Below are 20,142 nucleotides of genomic sequence, written 5' to 3'. Positions count from 1 at the left end.
CATCCATCTAACATCCTGCTAAACGGGGTTAGTAATAAAAGCTAAACAAATCCTGTGTAAAGCCAACAAAAAATTAATATTTAATATATTGAGCGATATAATCTAATGCTTGGTTGATCACATCATCAATAGATAAATGCGTTGAATCTAAAACCAACGCATCTTTAGCGGGAATAAGGGGGGCGACCTCACGATTTCTATCACGAAAATCACGCTCTTTAATCTCGGCTAAAATCTCGTCAAAGTTAGCATTAAATCCCTTTTCTTGCAACTGTTTTACACGTCTTTTTGCACGTTCTTCTGCACTTGCGTCTAAAAATAGTTTAATTTTAGCATCTGGAAAGACAACTGTCCCCATATCTCGTCCATCGGCAATTAAGCCGTTTTCAGTGCTAAATGCACGCTGACGATCTAACAACGCAGCTCTAACTTTAGGAAACGCTGCAACTTTTGAAGCATTTTGACCCGCTTGTGCAGTACGAATCTGATCGCCGACATTCTCTCCATCAAGAATAACGCTAATTTCACCCTCGTTAGGCAAAAATTGGATATTTAAATCTCGCCCAACCTCTGCTAATTTGTCTTCATCATCTAGTGCAATCCCTTTTTTGACAGCACTTAACGCTGTTATACGGTATAAAGCCCCTGAATCTAAAAAGTCAAAACCTAGCTTTTCTGCCAACGCATAGCATAGTGTTCCTTTACCTGCACCGCTTGGACCATCAACTGTAATAACTATCTTTTCCATTAAATTTACCTATTGCGTTTGTAGTTCAGTAATTGTTACATCAAAATTAAGTATTTGATTTCCTCGCTGAACAACGACTTTTACTGTTGTATAAGGTTCCATATCCGCTAATGCCTCCATCATTTGTGATGGCGATAATGCCTCAACATCCCCTATTTTTAATACTAAATCTCCAGCTTCTATACCTGCTTTTGCGGCCGGGCCACCTCGATTCACATTAGCAATGATAACGCCTTTTGCATAACCTTGTAGTTTAGCTGTATCAATTAAATCTGTACTTACACCAAAATAACCTCGAATGACTCGTCCATCTTTAATAATTTTATTCATTATTTGATTAGCTAGATTAATAGGGATTGCAAAATTTAATCCTTCTGATAACTCATTGGTATTTTTCCCTAAACGCAATGTGTTAATCCCGATTAATTCACCAGCACTATTTATTAAAGCACCACCAGAGTTTCCTTGGTTTATCGAAACATCTGTTTGAATAAAGTTTTGCCTGCCACTATCTGTCAAAGTATTTCGACCTATTGCACTCACAATCCCCTGAGTAATACTTTGCCCTAAATTAAGCGGATTTCCTATTGCTAATACCACATCCCCTACTTCGATTTTTCGTTCGGTATTTTGTGGAATAGTAGGTAAATTCTCAGCATCTATTTTTAGTACCGCTAAATCCGTTAAGGAATCATCTCCAACTAATTTAACATCAGCCGAAATTAATCCATTTTGTAACGCAATAACAATTTGATCTGCATCTTCAATTACGTGCTTATTAGTTAGAATATAACCATCATTGCTCATAATCACACCAGAGCCTAAATTCTTTACCTCAAACATTGCATTTTCTGAACTAAAGTTTCGATTATATACATTCACAACTGCCGGTGATGCGAGCTTTACTGCTGAACTGTAGCTTGCGATATTAGGTTTAGTTAATGCCGAAAAAGAAAATATATTGCCTTTATGTTGCACTAAAGGTGCTACAAACAAGATTAGGATTGCACAAAAAAGTCCAAAAATAACCGCTTGTCCTATTTTTTTCAGCATTGTTTTTCCTCAAATAACGTAAGTTATAAACGACGAGCCTGCCAAAATGTTTTTGACCAATAAGGTGAATTTATGTCGGAATAAATTACACCACCTTTTGTAGATGCGTGAAGAAATTGCCCGTTTTTTACATAAACACCAACGTGCTTACCATTTGGCCCTCTTCCCGTCTTAAAAAACACGAGATCTCCTGTACGCAATTCTTTTTTAGCAATTTTTTTGCCCTTTTTAGCCTGATCATTTGTTGTTCTTGGCAAATCTATACCAAACAAATCTCGAAAAGTAACTTGCATAAAACCGGAACAATCAATACCTGCTTTACTGTTACCTCCTAGCCGATAACGTGTTCCTTTCCATTCATATTGATGCTCACTTAAACGACTGATAGCCATAATAGGATCAGAGAGATCTGAGTGATAAGATGAATGATAAATTTTACTTCCAGTTCTAGTTTTGCCAGATGAATCTGTACTTGAACAAGCCGATAAGATTGACATACTTGTTAATAAAATAGCTAAGGATAATAATTTCGTTAGTTTCATCTAATGCTCCATACTCATAAATGAATTACTTTCATATCCTAATATTACGTAAGCCTGAGAATAAATTACTCATCAGATTGAATATTGAAATTTTCAACTCGTTCACGTAACTTTTGCCCAGCTTTAAATACAACGACTCGGCGAGCAGAAACAGCAACATTCTCACCTGTTTTTGGATTTCGTCCCGGGCGAGATTTTTTTTCTCGAAGTGAAAAATTACCAAACCCAGATAATTTTACACTTTCTCCTTTTTCAAGCGATAAGCGGATTTCTTCAAAGAATAATTCAACAAACTGCTTCGCAACACGTTTTTCTAAACCGAATTTCTCAATAAGATTTTCTGCAATTTCAATTTTAGTAAGAGCCATAACTTATCCTTCATTTATTTTAATAATAGCGGTTGATATTTAATACCAACCGCATTTATTGAGATGATTAATCACGAAGAACCGCATTAAAACGTTTTGCTAATTCATCTAATACAGATTGAATAACTGCATTAATTTCATCTTCTTCTAATGTTTTTTCGTTATCTTGAATAGTTAAGCTAATTGCTAAGCTTTTCTTACCATTTTCGAGGTTGGCACCACGATAAACATCAAATAGATTGACTGCAACTAACTTAGTACCAGCAGATTGACGGCAAGCTTCTAATACATCGCCTGCAGGTACTACTTCATCTACTACTACTGCAATATCACGATTATTCGCAGGGAAACGAGAAATTTCACTTGCTTGTGCAACAAGACGTTCGCTAATCGCAGAGGCAATAATTTCACATACAATCGGTTTGCCTTTGATTCCTAGCTTTTGCACAATAGACGGGTGAACTGTTCCGATAAACCCAATTTCTTTACCATCAAGCATAATTGCTGCTGATTGTCCTGGGTGTAATGCTGGGAATTGTTTTGCTACGAATTGTAAATCGTGACGAATCGCCGTTAATGAGAATACTCGCTCCATATCGCCTTTTAAGTCAAAGAAGTCTGCAGCTTCGCTTTTGTTTTCCCAATGAACAGGACGTTTATCACCAACAATAGCCGCACCAAAAACAAACTCTTGGCGAACACCAGATTCCGCATTGCTATCTGGAATAAAGCGTAACCCTGCTTCAAAAATACGCACTCGATTTTGCTGACGGCTTTGGTTATAAGCAATCGTATCGAGTAAACCAGTTAGCAGAGACACTCGCATTGCCGACATTTCACTTGAAATTGGATTAGGTAAAATTAACGCTTCTTGATTTGGATGTAACAATTCTTGTTTTTTCGGATCGACAAAACTATAAGTTACCACTTCTTGGTAATCGCTATCCACTAATGCCATACGGATACGATTTGCTTCTAACAACCTCTCTGGCGTGCCTTTCATTGTTAAATGAGCAAGTGGCGAATTATTTGGAATACTGTTATAGCCATAAATACGAGCAACTTCTTCAATTAGATCTTCTTCAATCTCAATATCAAAACGCCAGCTTGGTGCAACGGCAGTCCAGCTATCATTTGCAAAAGTCACATTTAAACCTAAACGAGTAAGAATATCTGTAACAGTTGTATCTTCAATATGATGCCCGATCACAGCATCTAATTTACTACGACGTAGCGTGACAGTATTACGTTTTGGCAAGTTTTCTTCACTAACCGCCTCGACAATTTCGCCAGCTTCGCCACCACAAATTTCTAATAATAGTGCCGTTGCACGCTCCATTGCTTGACGAGCAAGTTCTGGATCAACACCACGTTCAAAGCGGTGTGATGCATCGGTATGTAAGCCGTATTGACGAGCACGACCTGTAATTGCAAGCGGTGCAAAAAATGCTGATTCCAGCACAACATCTGTAGTATTTTCATTTACACCACTTGCCTCACCGCCGAAGATACCCGCCATTGCTAATGCACCTTTGTCATCGGCAATCACTAAGGTATTTTCTTGTAATTTTGCGGTTGTTCCATCTAATAAAACTAATTCTTCGCCTGCTTTTGCCATACGCACTTGAATACCACCTTCAATTTTCGCTGCATCGAAAGCGTGCATAGGCTGACCTAATTCTAATAAGCTTAAGTTAGTAATATCTACAATCGGATCGATAGAACGAATACCGCAACGGCGTAATTTTTCTTGCAACCATAATGGCGAAGCTGCTTTTACATTCACATTTTTTACCACACGGGCTAAATAACGTGGGCAAGCCTCTGGAGCTTGTAGCTCTACAGAAATTTTATCGGTAATTGTTGCTGTAACTGGAGTGATAACAGGTGCTTTCACTTCCGCTTGGTTGATTACGCCAACTTCACGGGCAATACCTGCAATGCTTAAACAATCCGCACGGTTTGGGGTTAAGCTAATTTCAATCGCCACATCATTTAGATTTAAATATTCACGGAAATCTGTACCAACAGGGGCATCGGCAGGTAATTCGATAATACCGCTGTGATCTTCTTTAATGCCTAATTCCGAATAAGAACAAAGCATTCCTTCTGATGGCTGGCCACGTAATTTTGTTTTCTTGATTTTGAAATTACCTGGTAAAACTGCCCCTTCAACCGCACAAGCCACTTTTAAACCTTGACGACAGTTTGGTGCACCGCAAACGATATCTAATAAACGCTCTCCACCGACATTCACTTTTGTTACTCGTAATTTATCTGCATCAGGGTGTTGGGCACACTCAACCACCTCGCCAACAACAACCCCTGTAAATTCGCCTGCAACAGGATCTACGCTATCGACTTCTAAACCTAACATTGTAATTTGGTCGCATAATTGCTCTGTATTTACCGCAGGGTTTACCCATTCACGCAACCAAGATTCATTGAATTTCATTATAATTTATCCTTTAATTTGCAAAATTTTGCTTAAATTTGACCGCTTGTATAACGTTTAAATATGATTACTTAAATTGTTTTAAGAAACGTAAATCGTTTTCAAAGAATGAACGTAAATCCGTTACATTGTAGCGAAGCATTGTTAAACGCTCTACGCCCATACCCACAGCAAAACCGCTATATTCTTCAGGGTCAATGCCCACATTACGTAATACATTAGGGTGCACCATACCGCAACCTAACACCTCTAACCATTTTCCGTTTTGACGCATTACATCAACCTCTGCTGAAGGCTCGGTAAATGGGAAGAACGACGGGCGGAAACGCACTTGTAAATCTTCTTCAAAGAATGCTTTTAAGAAATCGTGAATTAAACCTTTTAATTCGGTAAAGTTGGCTTTTTTATCCACATATAATAGTTCGATTTGGTGGAACATTGGTGTGTGGGTTTGGTCGTAATCGTTACGATATACACGCCCTGGTGCCACAATACGGATAGGCGGTTTAACATTTTCCATTGTACGGATTTGTACACCAGAGGTTTGTGTTCTTAATAAACGTTTTGCATCAAACCAGAAAGTATCGTGATCGGCACGAGCCGGGTGATGAGCTGGGATATTTAACGCATCAAAATTATAGTAATCGGTTTCAATTTCTGGGCCATTTGCAACCGTAAAACCTAACTCGGAAAAGAATCTCACCACACGTTCAATCGTAATAGAAACTGGGTGTAAACCACCTAATTCCGTTTTACGCCCAGGTAATGAAACATCAATACTTTCATTTGCTAATTTGGCATTTAATGCTGCCTGCTCCCATTCTTCTTTTTTCGCATTTAGAATATCAAGTACCGCCTGTTTGGCTTCATTGATTTTAGCACCAACTGATGGTCTTTCTTCTGCTGCAATATTACGAAGCTCTTGCATTAATGCCGTAAAATGCCCTTTTTTACCAAAATATTCTACTCGAAACTCTTCTAAAGCATCTAAATTTTGGTCAATTTTATCTAAAGCCTCACGTGCTTTATTTGTTAAATCTTTTAGGTGTTGCATTACCTATCCTCTAAATCTATATTGATGACAAAAAATTTCTTGAATAATAATACTTTATCCTAAAAAAGTAAATTAGCTGATAAGCTAAATTGTTGATTTTCAAGGTAAAGAAATTACAGGTAAGCGGTTAAATTTCCGCATAATTTTGCAAAATTTTATTTACCTTATTTGAAATTCGCTTTATTAGCTAAATCAGGGTATGATTAACCTTATTTTAGCCAAAAACAAAGAGGAAAAACGATGTTTAATATTAACAAACAACAGGTGTTAGACGCATTTAATTTTCGCTCAGCTTGTCGCAAATACGATACAAGCAAAAAAATTAGCAAAGAAGATATGGACTATATTTTAGAGCTAGGCAGACTTTCACCTAGTTCTGTTGGTTCTGAACCGTGGAAATTTTTAGTGCTACAAAACCCTGAAATTCGTGCCAAAATCGCCCCTTTTTGTTGGGGAATTAAACATCCAATGGAAGAAATGAGCCATTTAGTTGTTATTTTAACGAAAAAAAATGTACGTTACGATTCTGACTATTTACGAGACTCTTTAAATAAACGAGGCTTAACTACAGAACAGATTGAAGCTTCTGTGGCTCGTTATAAATCATTCCAAGCTGAAGATATGAAAATTCTAGAGAGCGAACGTACCCTATTTGATTGGAGTACCAAACAAACATATATTGCACTGGGAAATATGATGACAGGAGCAGCCTTAATTGGCATTGATTCTTGCCCGATTGAAGGTTTTCATTATGATACTGTTAATCAAATATTAGCTGATGAAGGATTATTTGACCTAAGTGAATATGGCATTTCTTGTATGGTTACCTTTGGTTATCGTGCACAAGAAATTAAGAAAAAATCTCGTAAACCAACAGAAGAAGTGATTGCGTGGATTGAATAATTAATAGAGTAATATCCCCTATTCACGTGACATTCCCCTTAATACAAGCGGTAAAATTTTGAAGAAATCTTACCGCTCTATTCTGCTATTATAGATTATCAGAACATTCCGTACTCTTTCAAAATTTCATTTTTTGTTGCTTGGAATCAAACCGATACATCAAATACACAATTCTGCTATTTTCTTGCGTTAGCTCAAATTTAATTTCGTCATCTATCAGTAAAATTACCTTTCAATTTTGTTGTATTGTAATTGGATAAGATATGTTACATAAATGGTTCTTAACAAAAAATACCTTTCTTGCCGTCAAACCTTTTAGTGCATTAAAAGATACTTTTCGATCAGGTTATACACAAAAGCATTTAATCAGAGATATTATCTCCGGCTTAACTGTTGGTGTAATTGCTATTCCTCTTTCAATGGCTCTTGCCATCGCCAGTGGCGTTCCGCCCCAACACGGTTTATATACGGCAATTATTGCCGGTATTGTGATTGCTTTAACGGGTGGATCAAGATTTAATATTTCAGGCCCGACTGCTGCTTTTGTCGTGATTCTATACCCTGTTACCCAACAATTTGGGTTAAGCGGGTTACTAATGGCAACCTTGCTTTCAGGTATTATTTTAGTACTGATGGCATTATTGCGATTAGGACGTCTAATTGAATATATTCCATTACCCGTTACCCTTGGTTTTACTTGCGGTATCGGTATTGTGATTGCCACACTGCAAATTAAAGATTTTTTAGGTTTAACCATTGAACATATGCCAGAATCTTATCTTGGTAAAGTGAATGCAATTTTTACGGCACTACCCACAATAAGCTGGGCAGATACCTTAGTTGGTGTAACCACTTTTTTAGTACTGACTCGTTGGCATAAATTACGTTTACCCATTCCTGGACATTTGCCTGCTGTTTTTATTGGTACGATTCTTTCGTTAATCTTAATCCAATTTGGAGAGCAAAATGTTGCAACTATTGGCTCTGCGTTTAGTTACACTTTATCAGACGGTACTATCGGACACGGCATTCCAAGTGTTCTACCCGAGTTAGCATTACCTTGGAATATTCCTAACGCCCAAGGTAACACTATTGATTGGAATATCACAACAATTCAAGCACTATTGCCAGCAGCCTTTTCAATGGCAATGCTTGGGGCGATTGAATCTCTTCTTTGTGCCGTAGTGTGTGATAATATGACTGATACCAAGCACCACTCAAACAATGAACTCTTAGCACAAGGATTAGGTAATATTGTTTCCCCATTTTTTGGTGGAATTACCGCTACCGCAGCTATTGCTCGTTCGGCTGCAAATGTGCGTTCTGGTGCTATTTCGCCTATTTCGAGCGTTATTCACGCACTTTTGGTGCTATTCGCACTGCTCTTTTTTGCTAAAACACTATCTTACCTGCCACTTTCCTCAATGGCGGCATTACTATTAGTCGTTGCGTGGAATATGGCGGATATTCCGCAAATTATCCAATTAAGTCGTCGTTCGGGCAAAAATGAAATTGCGGTACTCCTTACTTGTATCAGCTTGACCGTCTTATTTGATATGGTAATAGCAATTACAGTTGGCGTGTTATTAGCAAGCTTGCTCTTTATCCGCACCATTGCAGAAATGACAAAAACCTTTGAAATGGCACACCCAGCTGATTTAGAAGATGTGTTGGTTTACCGCATCAGTGGCCCTCTATTCTTTGCGGCTGCCGATAACTTATTTGCAGACTTACACGAAAAAACCGTCCATACCGACCACGAAATCAAACACATCGTCTTACAATGCGATGCCGTTACCGTACTCGATGCAGGGGGAATTCACGCACTTACTCGCTTTGTACAACATATGCTACCGCACCAAACGCTCTATATGAGTAATGTCCAATTCCAACCGATGAGAATGTTAGTTCGCTCACAAAAAAGTGTTGCCGAAATTCAAAAAATTCAATTTAGTAGCGATTTGGAATCGACTTTCTCCAAAATTCGAGAAGTCGAACAGGCTCAGCAATAAAAAAACAAGCGGTTATATCTCTCTTTTATTTTGCAAAAATTAAGAAAATATAGCCGCTTGCCATTCAAATAAATTAAAGTGTGCCTTTAATTAGCTTATCAAAATCACTTTCAAAATTTTTATCTTGGATCACTCGATATTTCTCAAATTCGGTTTCGGCATAAAGTTTAGACTCATCAAAACGAATTTTGCCTCTACCCTCTAAAATCGGCAGATCATCTGCGTTCAAAAACAGATCTAATCGTTTTGCCCAATCTTCCATTGTCATTGGAATTTGACGTCTTGCTCGACGTTCGGCTAAATCTAAAAAAGCATTGACGATAGCCCCTAAATCTTTTAATTCTTCGTCATTTAAGTAATTTTTTGCAACAGAGGCATCACTTTTTAGAATTTTGCCATCGGGTGATTTTGCCCAAGTGGTTAGCCCCATATTGGGTTTACTGCTATTTGCACGCTCCATAATCAATTCTGCTGCCGTGTGTTGATGAATTGCATAATGCAGTTTATTTTGTACAGTCGCAAAAAATGTTTTTGTGGTAGGAGCCTCTTTATTGTAATCAATGGCTGTTGTATAAATATCAGTAATTTTCTGATAAAAACGACGTTCAGAAAGGCGAATTTCCCGAATTTCTTCTAACAAACGCTCGAAGTAATCTTCACCTAAGAAAGTTCCGTTTTCCATTCGCTGACGATCTAACACATAACCTTTTTGTGAAAACTCACGTAAAACTTGTGTCGCCCACTGGCGAAATTGCGTTGCACGAACAGAATTAACACGATAGCCAACTGAAATTACCGCATCAAGATTATAATGTTTAGTGTTGTAATTTTTACCGTCTGAGGCAGTTATTCGGAATTTCCGAATAACTGAAAGTTCATTTAATTCATTACTTTCAAAAATATGTTTTAAGTGCTCATTAATTGTTGGCAATGATACCTCAAACAATTCTGAGATTCTTTTTTGGGTCAGCCAAATTTCATTATCCTCATAACGAACCTCAATGCTTTGTTCGCCTGATTGATTAGTAAAAATTAAAAATTCAGCCGTGCTATTGCGGATGAGTTTAGTCATAGATATTCCTTTGTAAAAATTCCAATAAATTCTACCGCTTGTAAAAAGGTTGTCTAATTGAAAAACTTAATTTTTCGATAGAGATCGCAAAATTCCATAAAACAAGCGGTCATATTTCTCTTCCATTTTGCAAAAAGTAGAAAAATATAACCGCTTGTTGCCTTTGATTTATTAGCCTTTGGCTAAAATTTCTTTTAAGAAACGAGCTGTGTGGGATTTTTTGTCTTTCGCCACTTGTTCTGGGGTACCTGTTGCGATAATTTGTCCACCATCGCTACCACCTTCTGGGCCAAGATCAACAATCCAGTCGGCGGTTTTAATCACATCTAAATTATGCTCGATCACCACAATCGTATTGCCTTGATCACGCAATCGGTGTAATACACCAAGTAGCTGTTTAATATCGGCAAAATGTAAGCCTGTAGTTGGTTCATCTAAAATATAGAGCGTTTTTCCAGTATCACGTTTTGATAGTTCGGTAGCTAGTTTCACACGCTGGGCTTCCCCACCAGAAAGCGTAGTCGAAGATTGCCCCAAGCGAATATAAGATAAGCCAACGTCCATCAAGGTTTGTAATTTACGTGCAATTGCTGGAACTGGGGCGAAAAATTCTCTTGCCTCTTCCACCGTCATATCCAGCACTTGATGAATGGTTTTACCTTTGTAACGAATTTCTAAGGTTTCACGGTTGTAGCGTTTGCCTTTACAGTGGTCACACGGTACATAGACATCAGGCAAGAAGTGCATTTCCACCTTAATTACCCCATCACCTTGGCACGCTTCGCAACGTCCACCTCTTACATTAAAACTAAAACGTCCAACGTTATAACCTCTGGCTCTTGCCTCTTGCGTACCGGCAAATAGCTCACGAATTGGGGTAAATAGCCCAGTGTAAGTTGCAGGGTTTGAGCGAGGTGTACGCCCAATTGGGCTTTGGTCGATATCGATTACCTTATCAAAATGAGATAAACCATCAATCGATTTATAAGGTGCAACATCGGTATTTTCCGCACGATTTAATGCATTTTGTGCCAGTGGGAATAAGGTGTCATTAATCAGCGTTGATTTTCCCGAACCAGAAACACCTGTAATACAGGTAAATAACCCGACCGGAATTTCTAATTTCACATCTTTTAAATTGTTACCGCTTGCCCCAGTTAGAGTAAGTAATTTGGAATCGTCATAAGGCACACGTTGAGCTGGAATTTCAATTTTTTGTTTGCCCGATAAGAACTGCCCTGTAATTGATTCCTTAACCTGCATAATCTCTTTTGCCGTGCCTTGAGCAATTACCTGACCGCCGTGTACACCAGCCCCTGCTCCAATATCCACAATATGATCTGCGGCTAAAATCGCATCTTCATCGTGTTCCACCACAATGACGGTGTTGCCTAAATTGCGTAAATGCACAAGGGTATTTAATAAACGTTCGTTATCTCGTTGGTGCAAGCCGATTGAAGGCTCATCTAGCACATACATTACCCCGACTAAGCCCGCTCCAATTTGGCTGGCAAGACGGATACGTTGAGCCTCACCGCCTGAAAGGGTTTCCGCCGAACGAGAAAGCGATAAGTAATTCAAACCAACATTAACTAAAAACTGCAAGCGTTCACGAATTTCTTTTAAGATTTTTTCAGCAATTTTCTCTTTTTGCCCTGAAAGTTTAATCTCTTCAAAGAAGGTTAATGCCTCGCCAATACTTTTTTCAGATACCATTGGTAAGTTAGTTTTATCTAAAAATACATAACGAGCCTCACGGCGTAAACGTGAACCATTACAATCCAAGCAAGGGCGATTATTGATATATTTTGCCAGTTCTTCTCGCACCGAATTGGATTCAGTTTCTTTATAGCGGCGAGCCATATTATTCAGCACACCTTCAAATTTGTGCTTACGCTTAACTTTATCGCCACGGTCATTTACATACACGAATTCAATTTCATCTTTACTACCGTTGAGAATAATAGATTGGTATTTTTTCGGCAGTTGCCCGAAAGGGATTTCGATATCAAAACCATAATGTTCTGCGACAGATTTTAGTAGCCCAAAATAATAGAAACTACGGCGATCCCAGCCTTTAATTGCCCCTGCCGCTAAAGAAACATCTGGGTTTTGAATTACTTTTTTCTCGTCAAAAAACTGCTCTACCCCTAAACCATCACAGGTTGGGCAAGCCCCTGCAGGGTTATTAAATGAGAATAAGCGAGGTTCTAATTCTGATAATGAATAGCCACAATGCGGGCAAGCAAAGCTAGAAGAAAATACTATTTCTTCCACATTCGGATCGTCCATATCAGCAATAATCGCCGTTGAGCCAGATAAATCTAACGCTGTTTCAAAAGACTCTGCTAAACGGGTGGCAATATCGCCTCGTACTTTGAAACGGTCCACCACTACTTCAATGGTATGCTTTTTCTGAAGTTCTAATGCAGGCGGATCGGAAAGATCGCAAATCTCTCCGTCAATTCTGGCTCGGATATAACCGCTAGCGGTCAAATTTTCTAATAATTTTACGTGTTCACCCTTACGATCTTTTACCACAGGGGCAAGCAACATCAAGCGTTTTCCCTCTGGCTCTTCTAATACTCTATCTACCATTTGCGAAATGGTTTGAGCTGCCAGCGGCACATCGTGATCAGGGCAACGAGGCTCGCCCACACGGGCAAATAATAAACGCAGATAATCGTGAATTTCAGTAACGGTACCTACCGTTGAACGAGGGTTATGAGAGGTCGATTTCTGTTCAATAGAAATCGCTGGTGAAAGCCCTTCAATATGATCAACATCTGGTTTTTCCATTAAAGAAAGGAATTGGCGAGCATAAGCAGAAAGTGATTCCACATAGCGACGTTGCCCTTCTGCATAAAGCGTATCAAAGGCTAACGATGATTTGCCAGAGCCTGAAAGTCCCGTAATTACAATAAACTTATCTCGTGGTAACACTAAATTGATATTTTTTAAATTGTGCGTTCTCGCCCCACGAATATCGATATGTTGCATAATATTTTCTCGTAAATTCTTTTTGTTAAATTTTCGAGCATTATCGCATATTTTGATAAAACTGTACAAAATATCAGTTTTCTGGTGTTCAAATTTCTAATTTTCAGGTAGAATAATTCCTAATTTTTTATCTATTTATTTAAAAAAACAGAGGATTTTATGGCCGGTGTAAATAAAGTAATTATTGTTGGACGTTTAGGTAACGATCCTGAAATGCGTACAATGCCAAGCGGCGAGGCTGTGGCAAATATTAGTGTGGCAACATCTGAAACTTGGAATGATAAAATGACGGGGGAACGTCGTGAAGTTACCGAATGGCACCGCTGCGTAGCTTTTCGTAAGACGGCAGAAATTATCGGGCAATACTTGCGTAAAGGTTCACAAGTCTATCTTGAAGGTAAATTAAAAACCCGTAAATGGCAAGATCAGAACGGTCAAGACCGTTATTCAACTGAAATCCAAATCGATAACTTACAAATGCTAGGCGGACGTAACGATAACGCTGGTTTTGGTGGTCAATCACAAGACAGTTGGGGTAATTCTGCACCAGCAGGTAATAATTATAATCAAGGCAATAGCAACTACGGTTACAACCAATCATCAAATACAGCACCACAACAATCTAAACCTGCTCCACAGGCAGAGCCTGCTATGAATAATTTTGATGATGATATTCCGTTCTAAGTTACATATAAATAAGGAATTGTAAATTTCACTTCTCAATACGAGCATTAGCGGTTGAATGGAATAAATTGCTATGGACTGAAATGATTAATACATTTTTCATTGCTATGCCCTCTCTGTTGGATAAATAAAGAGCGGGCATTTTTTACAAACTTTTGGGTAAATCCGACCGCCAGCAGTGAATCATATAGGCAAAATGCCATCTGAAACATCGCTTCCAGATGGTATTTATCAATTACAAATCAAAAGTTTGCACCACATTCACGTGTAAGCGTACATCCACATTACCACGAGTAGCGTTAGAATATGGGCAGGTTGCGTGTGCTTTTTCGATTAATGTTTTTGCATCTTCTAAGCTCAACCCTTCTACTGTAATGGTAATATCAATTTCAAAGCTGAATGCACCGTCCGGTTTTTGACCGATACCCACACCAACGGTTGTTGAATGTTTGGCTGGTTTAATACCTAATGTCGGTGCAATGTGAATGATTGCATTATCAAAGCACGCTGCATAGCCCATTGCAAAAAGTTGTTCGGGGTTGGTGCCGATTTTACCGCTTTCGTTTTGAAAACCAACTAAGTCAAAACCGATAGAGCCATCATCCACTTGGGTACGACCATCTCGACCGCCTGTTGCTGTTGCTGATGTGTGATAAAAAATTTTCATAATGTTGTCCTTTGTCTTATTTAAATTGGAATGCAAGTATTTTAACTGAGTACAATCTCAAAACGGTAGCTTGTTTCTCTAAAATACTTGCCTATTTCTACAAATTTATTTATCGTCTGGAGAAGAAAACCCTGTCCCTACGGTTATTTTTTCAAATTTTGGCAGGCTTCTAACATACTATCTGCCGCATTTGCAAGAAAAACGGTATCTGCACCGACTACTACAAAACTTGCCCCCCAATCAATATAGCGTTTCGCTTCTTCTGGCGAACCCGCAATAGTGCCGACCGGCTTGCCTAATGCTCTAATGCCTTTAATTAGTTTTTCAATAGTCGCCTGCATTTCTTCGCCGGAAAAATCGCCGAAATACCCCATATCCACGGCTAAATCTGCTGGGCCTAAAAATATGGCATCGACACCTTCTGTGGTAGCAATTTCTGCAAAATTCTCTACACCTTTTTTGCTTTCGATTTGCACTGCAAGAAATAGCTCGTCTTCGGCGTGTTTGATATATTCAGGCAATCTCGCCCAACGCCCTGCACGCACAGCCGGAGCACCAAAACCACGTTTACCACGAGACGGATAATACATTGATTCTGCAACATATTTTGCTTGTTCGCCCGATTCCACCATTGGTGCGATAATTGATTGAATACCAGCGTCTAATAACTGTTTGATTAACGCACGGTCGGCTTCCAACGGTCGTACCACCACGTGGCTACCATAAGGAGCAATGGCTCGGGCTTGGTCGATAATCGTTTCTATCGTGTTCGGCCCGTGTTCGCCATCAATCCAAAGGAAGTCATAGCCCGAAGCTGCCACAATTTCCGCATTCACTGCTGAACCTGATACCAAACCGAAACCAATTTGGGTTTGGTGTTGTAAAACTGCTTGTTTGAAAGTGTTATGTAAATATGATTTGTCTAATACTCGCATTGTTCTGTCCCTTCTTACATTTGTTTCATTAAGTAATTTTGATAACCAATTTGTTCGATTAAGCCTAAATGTTCCGCAAGCCAGTTAGTATGTTCTTGCTCATCTACAATAAATTCTTCAATCATACGGCGTGTAATGTAATCATCGGCAAATTCTGCTAACAATGCATTTAATTCAACCATTCCTTTTATGCCTTCACTATAGTCGTATTCTAATTGTTCTCGAATATCGGTTATCACAGGAAAATCGTCCATTGCCACTACAGGTGTTCCGCCAATTTCAATTAAACGGGCATTTACTCGTTGAGCTTCTTGCCATTCGTCTTCAGCTTCTGCTTGTATCTTATCAGCTAATTTTGCAAACCCTTTCTGGCGGATAATCTCAGCGTGAATACTGTGCTGTTGTGAATTACCAAACCACGTTTTAGCCATTGCTTTTAAAATGTCGAATTGTTTGTTATTGCTCATACTATTCTCCTTCAATTACATTAGTAATTATTTTATCTGTTCCCTATTGGAATGGATTTAGTATATTGATTTTGAAAAATATAGGGTATATTATTCCTCCAAAACACTTGCCTATTTATCCAAATAATTATGTTTACAGAACAAATTTTTAAACGCTTATTAAATGTCATTCCCAAAAACCAAACTTTTCAATCGCCAATTCAAGGTTTGACTATTGTTCATTGCGATCACCCTTTTGCTTATGACAGCGTGATCCAAGAGCCAAGTATTTGCATTGTAGTTCGGGGCGAACGGGAGGTTCAACTAGGGGAGCAATGTTATCTGTTCGACAACCAACACTTTATGTTCTGCCCTGTGAATGTGCCAATGTGTGGCAAGATTCGTGAAGCCAGTATGGAAAATCCGTCGGTGATTATGTCGATGAAAATCGATCTGCAAGCAGTGAATAAAATTCTGCTGGAACAAACCGCACTTTTTGCAAATTCTTCAGAAAATTCGACCGCTTTCGGGCGATGGCATTTAGATGAAGAGTTAGAAAATGCTTTTGAACGCTTATTACTCTTGCACGAAAATCCAAATGATGTAGTTTTTCTTGCACCGCTAATTCAGCAGGAAATTTACTATCGCCTGCTCACAGGCGAACAAGGGGGTAAGCTTAAACAGATGGTGAGTTTTGGCTCTAACACGCAAAAAATCGCTAAAGCTACCGAATACCTGAAAGCCCATTATACCGAAACAGTTACTGTTGAAAGCCTTGCGGAATTATGTGGAATGTCATTGTCTGGTTTTCACAGCCATTTCAAAAAGCACACGACACTTTCGCCATTGCAATACCAAAAATCGTTGCGTTTAATGGAAGCTAAGCGGTTGATTTCGGAAGAAAATTTGCCTGTTTCTACTGCAGCCTATCAAGTCGGTTATGAAAGCCCTAGCCAGTTTAGTCGGGAATTTAAGCGTTATTTTGGTAGTGTGCCGAGTGGTAAGATTAAACTATCTGAAAGACAGCTTTTCAAACCACATCGTTAATTGCATTTCCATTTCAGCGTTGTATTATGGATAGTTGAAACACCAACATATTCTTAGATAAATCTTAACCACGGAGATTTCTTATGCAATATACTTCTTTAACAAAAGACCTCTCTTTTAGTCGTATAATTCAAGGTTTTTGGCGACTAGACAAATGGCAACAAACACCACAACAAACGCTCACTTTTATTCATCAATTATTAGAATTGGGCATTACCACCTTTGATCACGCAGCTTGTTACGGTGGTTTTACAACTGAAGGTTGTTTTGGACAAGCTTTAGCGTTAGATAAATCGTTGCGAGAGAAAATGACGCTGGTGTCTAAATGTGGGATTTTATATCCAAACCAAGAATTACCTGAAATAAAAAGCCATTATTATGATAATAGTTATGAGCATATTGTTTGGTCGGCAGAGCGTTCTATCCAACAATTACAATGCGAACAGCTTGATGTTTTGCTGATTCATCGTTTATCCCCTTGTGCCGATCCAGAGCAAATTGCTCGAGCGTTTGAAATTTTACATCAAGCGGGCAAAGTAAGACATTTTGGGGTATCAAATTACACCCCTGCCAAATTCTCAATGCTTCAATCTTATGTGAAACAACCTTTAATCACCAATCAAATTGAAATATCGCCATTACATCTTAATGCTTTTGATGATGGTTCTCTTGATTTTTTACTTGAGAAACGTATTAAACCGATGGCCTGGTCGCCACTTGCTGGAGGGCGTTTATTTGATAAAACGGATAAGCAAGGCATTGCGATTGCCACTCAGTTGCTTGAAATTGGCAAAACTAAAGATGAAGATCGTTTAGATGTGTTGGCACTTGCTTGGCTATTAAGCCACCCTGCCCATATTATGCCGATTCTTGGCTCGGGGAATATTGAACGAGTTCGCAATGCGGCTGATGCACTAAAAATCACATTTACGGAAGAAGAATGGATTAAGGTTTATGTTGCTTCTCAAGGCTTTGATATTCCTTGATTTTTTGTAATACGAAAAACACAAGCGGTCATTTTTCTGAAAAATTTTACTACTAATGCTGATATTTGATGTTGATTTTACCAACAAATCAAAATCACAAGTAAAATTCCAATGAAAAATAACCGCTTGTAAAATACAACTTAAATTAGCCCATTAGCTCATCAATTAAGCCTTTTACACTTTTAATTTTGTGAATTGACGAAATGCCGTTACCAAGTGAAATATAGCCGTTTTCAAAATCGCCTTCGAGCATTCCTAAACGCATTCCTGTGCCTGCATTCATTACTTTGGCAATTTCCGCACGAGTTGCTCCATTTTCACTCATTTCAAAACATTTTTTCGCAAGTTCCGTTGGTAAAGAACGATAGTAGTAAGGCTCTGTACGGAATAATAAAAGATCATTTGCCGTTGCTTGAGTAATCCATTCTTTAACTTTTGCATTTGCACGACATTCTTCAGTGGCAATAAACGCTGTACCAACCCATACACCTTCCGCACCTAATGTGAAAGCTGCTTGCACAGCTTTTCTATCAGCCACGCCACCTGCTAGCATAATAGGTAAATCAACCTTGCCGACAAATTCCGCTAACACAGAAAAACTACCCATTTCTTTCATCGGCAACGTACCGCCTTCATCAAAGCCCGTTAGCACTAAGATATCTGCCCCTAATTCCTGAGCTTTTAAAGCATCTGGCAGATTTGGGTTAGGTAAACGACAGATAATTTTAATGCCTGCCTGTTTGAATTCGGCATAAATTTCAGCATCAAGCGAACCATTATCTAGCACCACCGGCACTTTTTCTTCAATAAACAAATTAACCATATGCGGAATCAGTGAGAAATCGTAAGATAAAATAAATGGCACGCCAAAAGGTTTATCCGTTAAGGCTTTCACCTTACGAATTTCATTACGCATACGCTCAATCACTTCTTCATTCAAATTCGGATTCGTCGTCTGCCCTGCGTGTGGTGCTAAAAATCCTAAGCCACCAGCTTCCGCAACAGCTGCAACAAGACGGGCATCGGTCAGCCAAGACATTGGAGCTTGAACAATCGGGTGTTTGATATTTAAAATTTCAGTAATTCGGTTTTGCATAATTTTCTCCTATAAATTTGATGGGTGAATTTTATTGTATTGAAATTAAAATAAGAACCACCTAAAATGGAAAAATACTTTCCAAAAATGAGAATATTATGAACCTCAATGCCCTTCGCCTTTTTGTTGCCGTCGTACAAGATGGCAGTTTGTCTAAAGCCTCGGAAAAACTGAATGTGCCGATTGCAACCATCAGCCGTCAGATTGCCGAACTGGAAAAATCACTCAATATTCAACTGTTTGATCGTTTTAAATCGGGCGTGAAACCCACAATCGCTGGGCAACGGCTGTATGAACAGGTTTATCTTTCCATTGATAATTTAGTGAATGCCGCCCAAGTGCTAAATGAAGAACAAGCTGAATTAAAAGGTATTTTACGTATTTCTGCCCCACCAAACTGCACACCAGTGCTGGAATGGATTGCCGAATTCCAAAGCCAATTTCCGCATATTCAAATCCAGTGTTCCTTAACTGATAATCTTTTGGATATGACTGCTGACGGCATAGATGTCGCATTTCGTATGGGCGATTTACACGGTGATCAGTTTATTGCCAAAAAAGTATTAGATGTGCAGGCAAAATGGGTAGCTCATCCTGATTTATTAGCCCAATTAGGTATGCCTAAAACAGTGCAGGATCTTGCTAATTTTCCATTGGCTGGCTGGGCAAGAAAAGGCGAAAAAACCTTATCAATCAATATGGGTAAAAAAACGCTTAATTTACCTTATCTATTCGCTAGTAACGAAAGTTTTGCGGTAGAGTTTATGGCAAAACAAGGCAAAGCAGTCTGTTTATTGGCGGATTACTCTGTGGAACATTTAACCCGAGAATATGGTTTGGTACCGATCTTACCCGATTTCGATAGCCCCAAATTTGCTTTAACAATGCTCTATGCGGCACATCGCTATCCGTCGAGTGTGGTAAGGGCGTTTGTGGAGTTTGTGGTGGGAGAAGTGGCTTAAGGCATATATTACAAAGCTTTAAATCACTTGTATAGTACTCTCCGCTACATAAATATTGTACTCAAAATGTTCAACACTAGAATACATAATATCTGGCTTATACAATATTTTT

General features: G+C 38.8%; 18 protein-coding genes. 6 read left to right on the top strand and 12 right to left on the bottom strand.

Features of this window, described 5'->3' with window-relative positions; all coding sequences use genetic code 11:
- Window positions 1-73: 73 nt before the first annotated feature.
- From cmk to pheS, 6 genes are all read right to left on the bottom strand, one after another.
- Entirely contained in the window at window positions 74-748 is a 675-nt protein-coding gene (cmk, locus tag PTQ27_RS09975; protein WP_273748825.1) for a (d)CMP kinase, read from the bottom strand.
- Between the two features lie 9 nt (window positions 749-757).
- The gene (degS, locus tag PTQ27_RS09970) at window positions 758-1,801 is read right to left on the bottom strand and encodes an outer membrane-stress sensor serine endopeptidase DegS (protein ID WP_273748826.1); all 1,044 of its coding nucleotides are present in this window, start codon (window positions 1,799-1,801) and stop codon (window positions 758-760) included.
- Window positions 1,802-1,824: 23 nt separating this feature from the next.
- Complete coding sequence (locus PTQ27_RS09965; RefSeq protein WP_273748827.1) at window positions 1,825-2,343, bottom strand: NlpC/P60 family protein; 519 nt, start codon at window positions 2,341-2,343, stop codon at window positions 1,825-1,827.
- Window positions 2,344-2,408: 65 nt separating this feature from the next.
- Entirely contained in the window at window positions 2,409-2,711 is a 303-nt protein-coding gene (locus PTQ27_RS09960; protein ID WP_273748828.1) for an integration host factor subunit alpha, read from the bottom strand.
- Window positions 2,712-2,778: 67 nt separating this feature from the next.
- Window positions 2,779-5,166 (bottom strand): phenylalanine--tRNA ligase subunit beta, encoded by a 2,388-nt coding sequence (pheT, locus tag PTQ27_RS09955; protein ID WP_273748829.1) that lies wholly within the window; start codon window positions 5,164-5,166, stop codon window positions 2,779-2,781.
- 67 nt (window positions 5,167-5,233) lie between these two features.
- The gene (pheS, locus tag PTQ27_RS09950) at window positions 5,234-6,220 is read right to left on the bottom strand and encodes a phenylalanine--tRNA ligase subunit alpha (protein ID WP_273748830.1); all 987 of its coding nucleotides are present in this window, start codon (window positions 6,218-6,220) and stop codon (window positions 5,234-5,236) included.
- 240 nt (window positions 6,221-6,460) lie between these two features.
- On the opposite strand from pheS, the gene PTQ27_RS09945 reads away from it, so the two are divergent.
- On the top strand, window positions 6,461-7,123 hold the full coding sequence (locus PTQ27_RS09945) for an NAD(P)H-dependent oxidoreductase (RefSeq protein ID WP_273748831.1): 663 nt from the start codon (window positions 6,461-6,463) through the stop codon (window positions 7,121-7,123).
- Window positions 7,124-7,386: 263 nt separating this feature from the next.
- Entirely contained in the window at window positions 7,387-9,135 is a 1,749-nt protein-coding gene (gene dauA, locus PTQ27_RS09940) for a C4-dicarboxylic acid transporter DauA (protein WP_273748832.1), read from the top strand.
- Window positions 9,136-9,208: 73 nt separating this feature from the next.
- Here the strand turns inward: dauA and PTQ27_RS09935 are convergent, their stop codons facing one another.
- Entirely contained in the window at window positions 9,209-10,207 is a 999-nt protein-coding gene (locus PTQ27_RS09935) for a virulence RhuM family protein (RefSeq protein ID WP_273748833.1), read from the bottom strand.
- A gap of 171 nt (window positions 10,208-10,378) precedes the next feature.
- Window positions 10,379-13,207, bottom strand: coding sequence for an excinuclease ABC subunit UvrA (gene uvrA, locus PTQ27_RS09930; protein WP_273748834.1), 2,829 nt, complete (start codon window positions 13,205-13,207; stop codon window positions 10,379-10,381).
- A gap of 159 nt (window positions 13,208-13,366) precedes the next feature.
- Here uvrA and ssb point away from each other — a divergent pair, with 159 nt between their 5' ends.
- Window positions 13,367-13,891 (top strand): single-stranded DNA-binding protein, encoded by a 525-nt coding sequence (gene ssb / locus PTQ27_RS09925; protein WP_273748835.1) that lies wholly within the window; start codon window positions 13,367-13,369, stop codon window positions 13,889-13,891.
- Between the two features lie 235 nt (window positions 13,892-14,126).
- On the opposite strand, the gene PTQ27_RS09920 is transcribed toward ssb, so the two are convergent.
- The 3 genes from PTQ27_RS09920 to PTQ27_RS09910 all read right to left on the bottom strand — a co-directional run bounded on the left by PTQ27_RS09920 (window position 14,127) and on the right by PTQ27_RS09910 (window position 15,960).
- Window positions 14,127-14,558: an organic hydroperoxide resistance protein gene (locus tag PTQ27_RS09920; RefSeq protein WP_273748836.1), complete on the bottom strand. Its 432-nt coding sequence runs from the start codon at window positions 14,556-14,558 to the stop codon at window positions 14,127-14,129.
- A 143-nt stretch (window positions 14,559-14,701) separates the two neighbouring features.
- Window positions 14,702-15,493 (bottom strand): HpcH/HpaI aldolase family protein, encoded by a 792-nt coding sequence (locus PTQ27_RS09915; RefSeq protein WP_273748838.1) that lies wholly within the window; start codon window positions 15,491-15,493, stop codon window positions 14,702-14,704.
- Between the two features lie 14 nt (window positions 15,494-15,507).
- Window positions 15,508-15,960, bottom strand: coding sequence for a ferritin-like domain-containing protein (locus tag PTQ27_RS09910; protein WP_273748839.1), 453 nt, complete (start codon window positions 15,958-15,960; stop codon window positions 15,508-15,510).
- 129 nt (window positions 15,961-16,089) lie between these two features.
- Here PTQ27_RS09910 and PTQ27_RS09905 point away from each other — a divergent pair, with 129 nt between their 5' ends.
- Together PTQ27_RS09905 and PTQ27_RS09900 are read left to right on the top strand one after the other, a co-directional pair.
- Window positions 16,090-16,986 carry an AraC family transcriptional regulator gene (locus tag PTQ27_RS09905; RefSeq protein WP_273748840.1) on the top strand — a complete coding sequence of 299 codons (897 nt, stop codon included), beginning with the start codon at window positions 16,090-16,092 and terminating at the stop codon, window positions 16,984-16,986.
- 83 nt (window positions 16,987-17,069) lie between these two features.
- Window positions 17,070-17,972 carry an aldo/keto reductase gene (locus PTQ27_RS09900; protein ID WP_273748842.1) on the top strand — a complete coding sequence of 301 codons (903 nt, stop codon included), beginning with the start codon at window positions 17,070-17,072 and terminating at the stop codon, window positions 17,970-17,972.
- Between the two features lie 145 nt (window positions 17,973-18,117).
- On the opposite strand, the gene PTQ27_RS09895 is transcribed toward PTQ27_RS09900, so the two are convergent.
- A complete protein-coding gene (locus PTQ27_RS09895) occupies window positions 18,118-19,068 on the bottom strand; it encodes an NAD(P)H-dependent flavin oxidoreductase (RefSeq protein ID WP_273748843.1) in 951 nt (316 codons plus the stop codon).
- A 98-nt stretch (window positions 19,069-19,166) separates the two neighbouring features.
- Here PTQ27_RS09895 and PTQ27_RS09890 point away from each other — a divergent pair, with 98 nt between their 5' ends.
- Window positions 19,167-20,030, top strand: a complete 864-nt coding sequence (locus tag PTQ27_RS09890; protein ID WP_273748844.1) for a LysR family transcriptional regulator — start codon at window positions 19,167-19,169, stop codon at window positions 20,028-20,030.
- Window positions 20,031-20,142 lie beyond the last annotated feature (112 nt).

The organism is Mannheimia cairinae (assembly GCF_028649535.1).
Lineage (GTDB): Bacteria > Pseudomonadota > Gammaproteobacteria > Enterobacterales > Pasteurellaceae > Mannheimia > Mannheimia cairinae.
The sequence above is the reverse complement of the archived record's forward strand: the minus strand, read 5'-3'. Positions and strand labels throughout refer to the sequence as shown.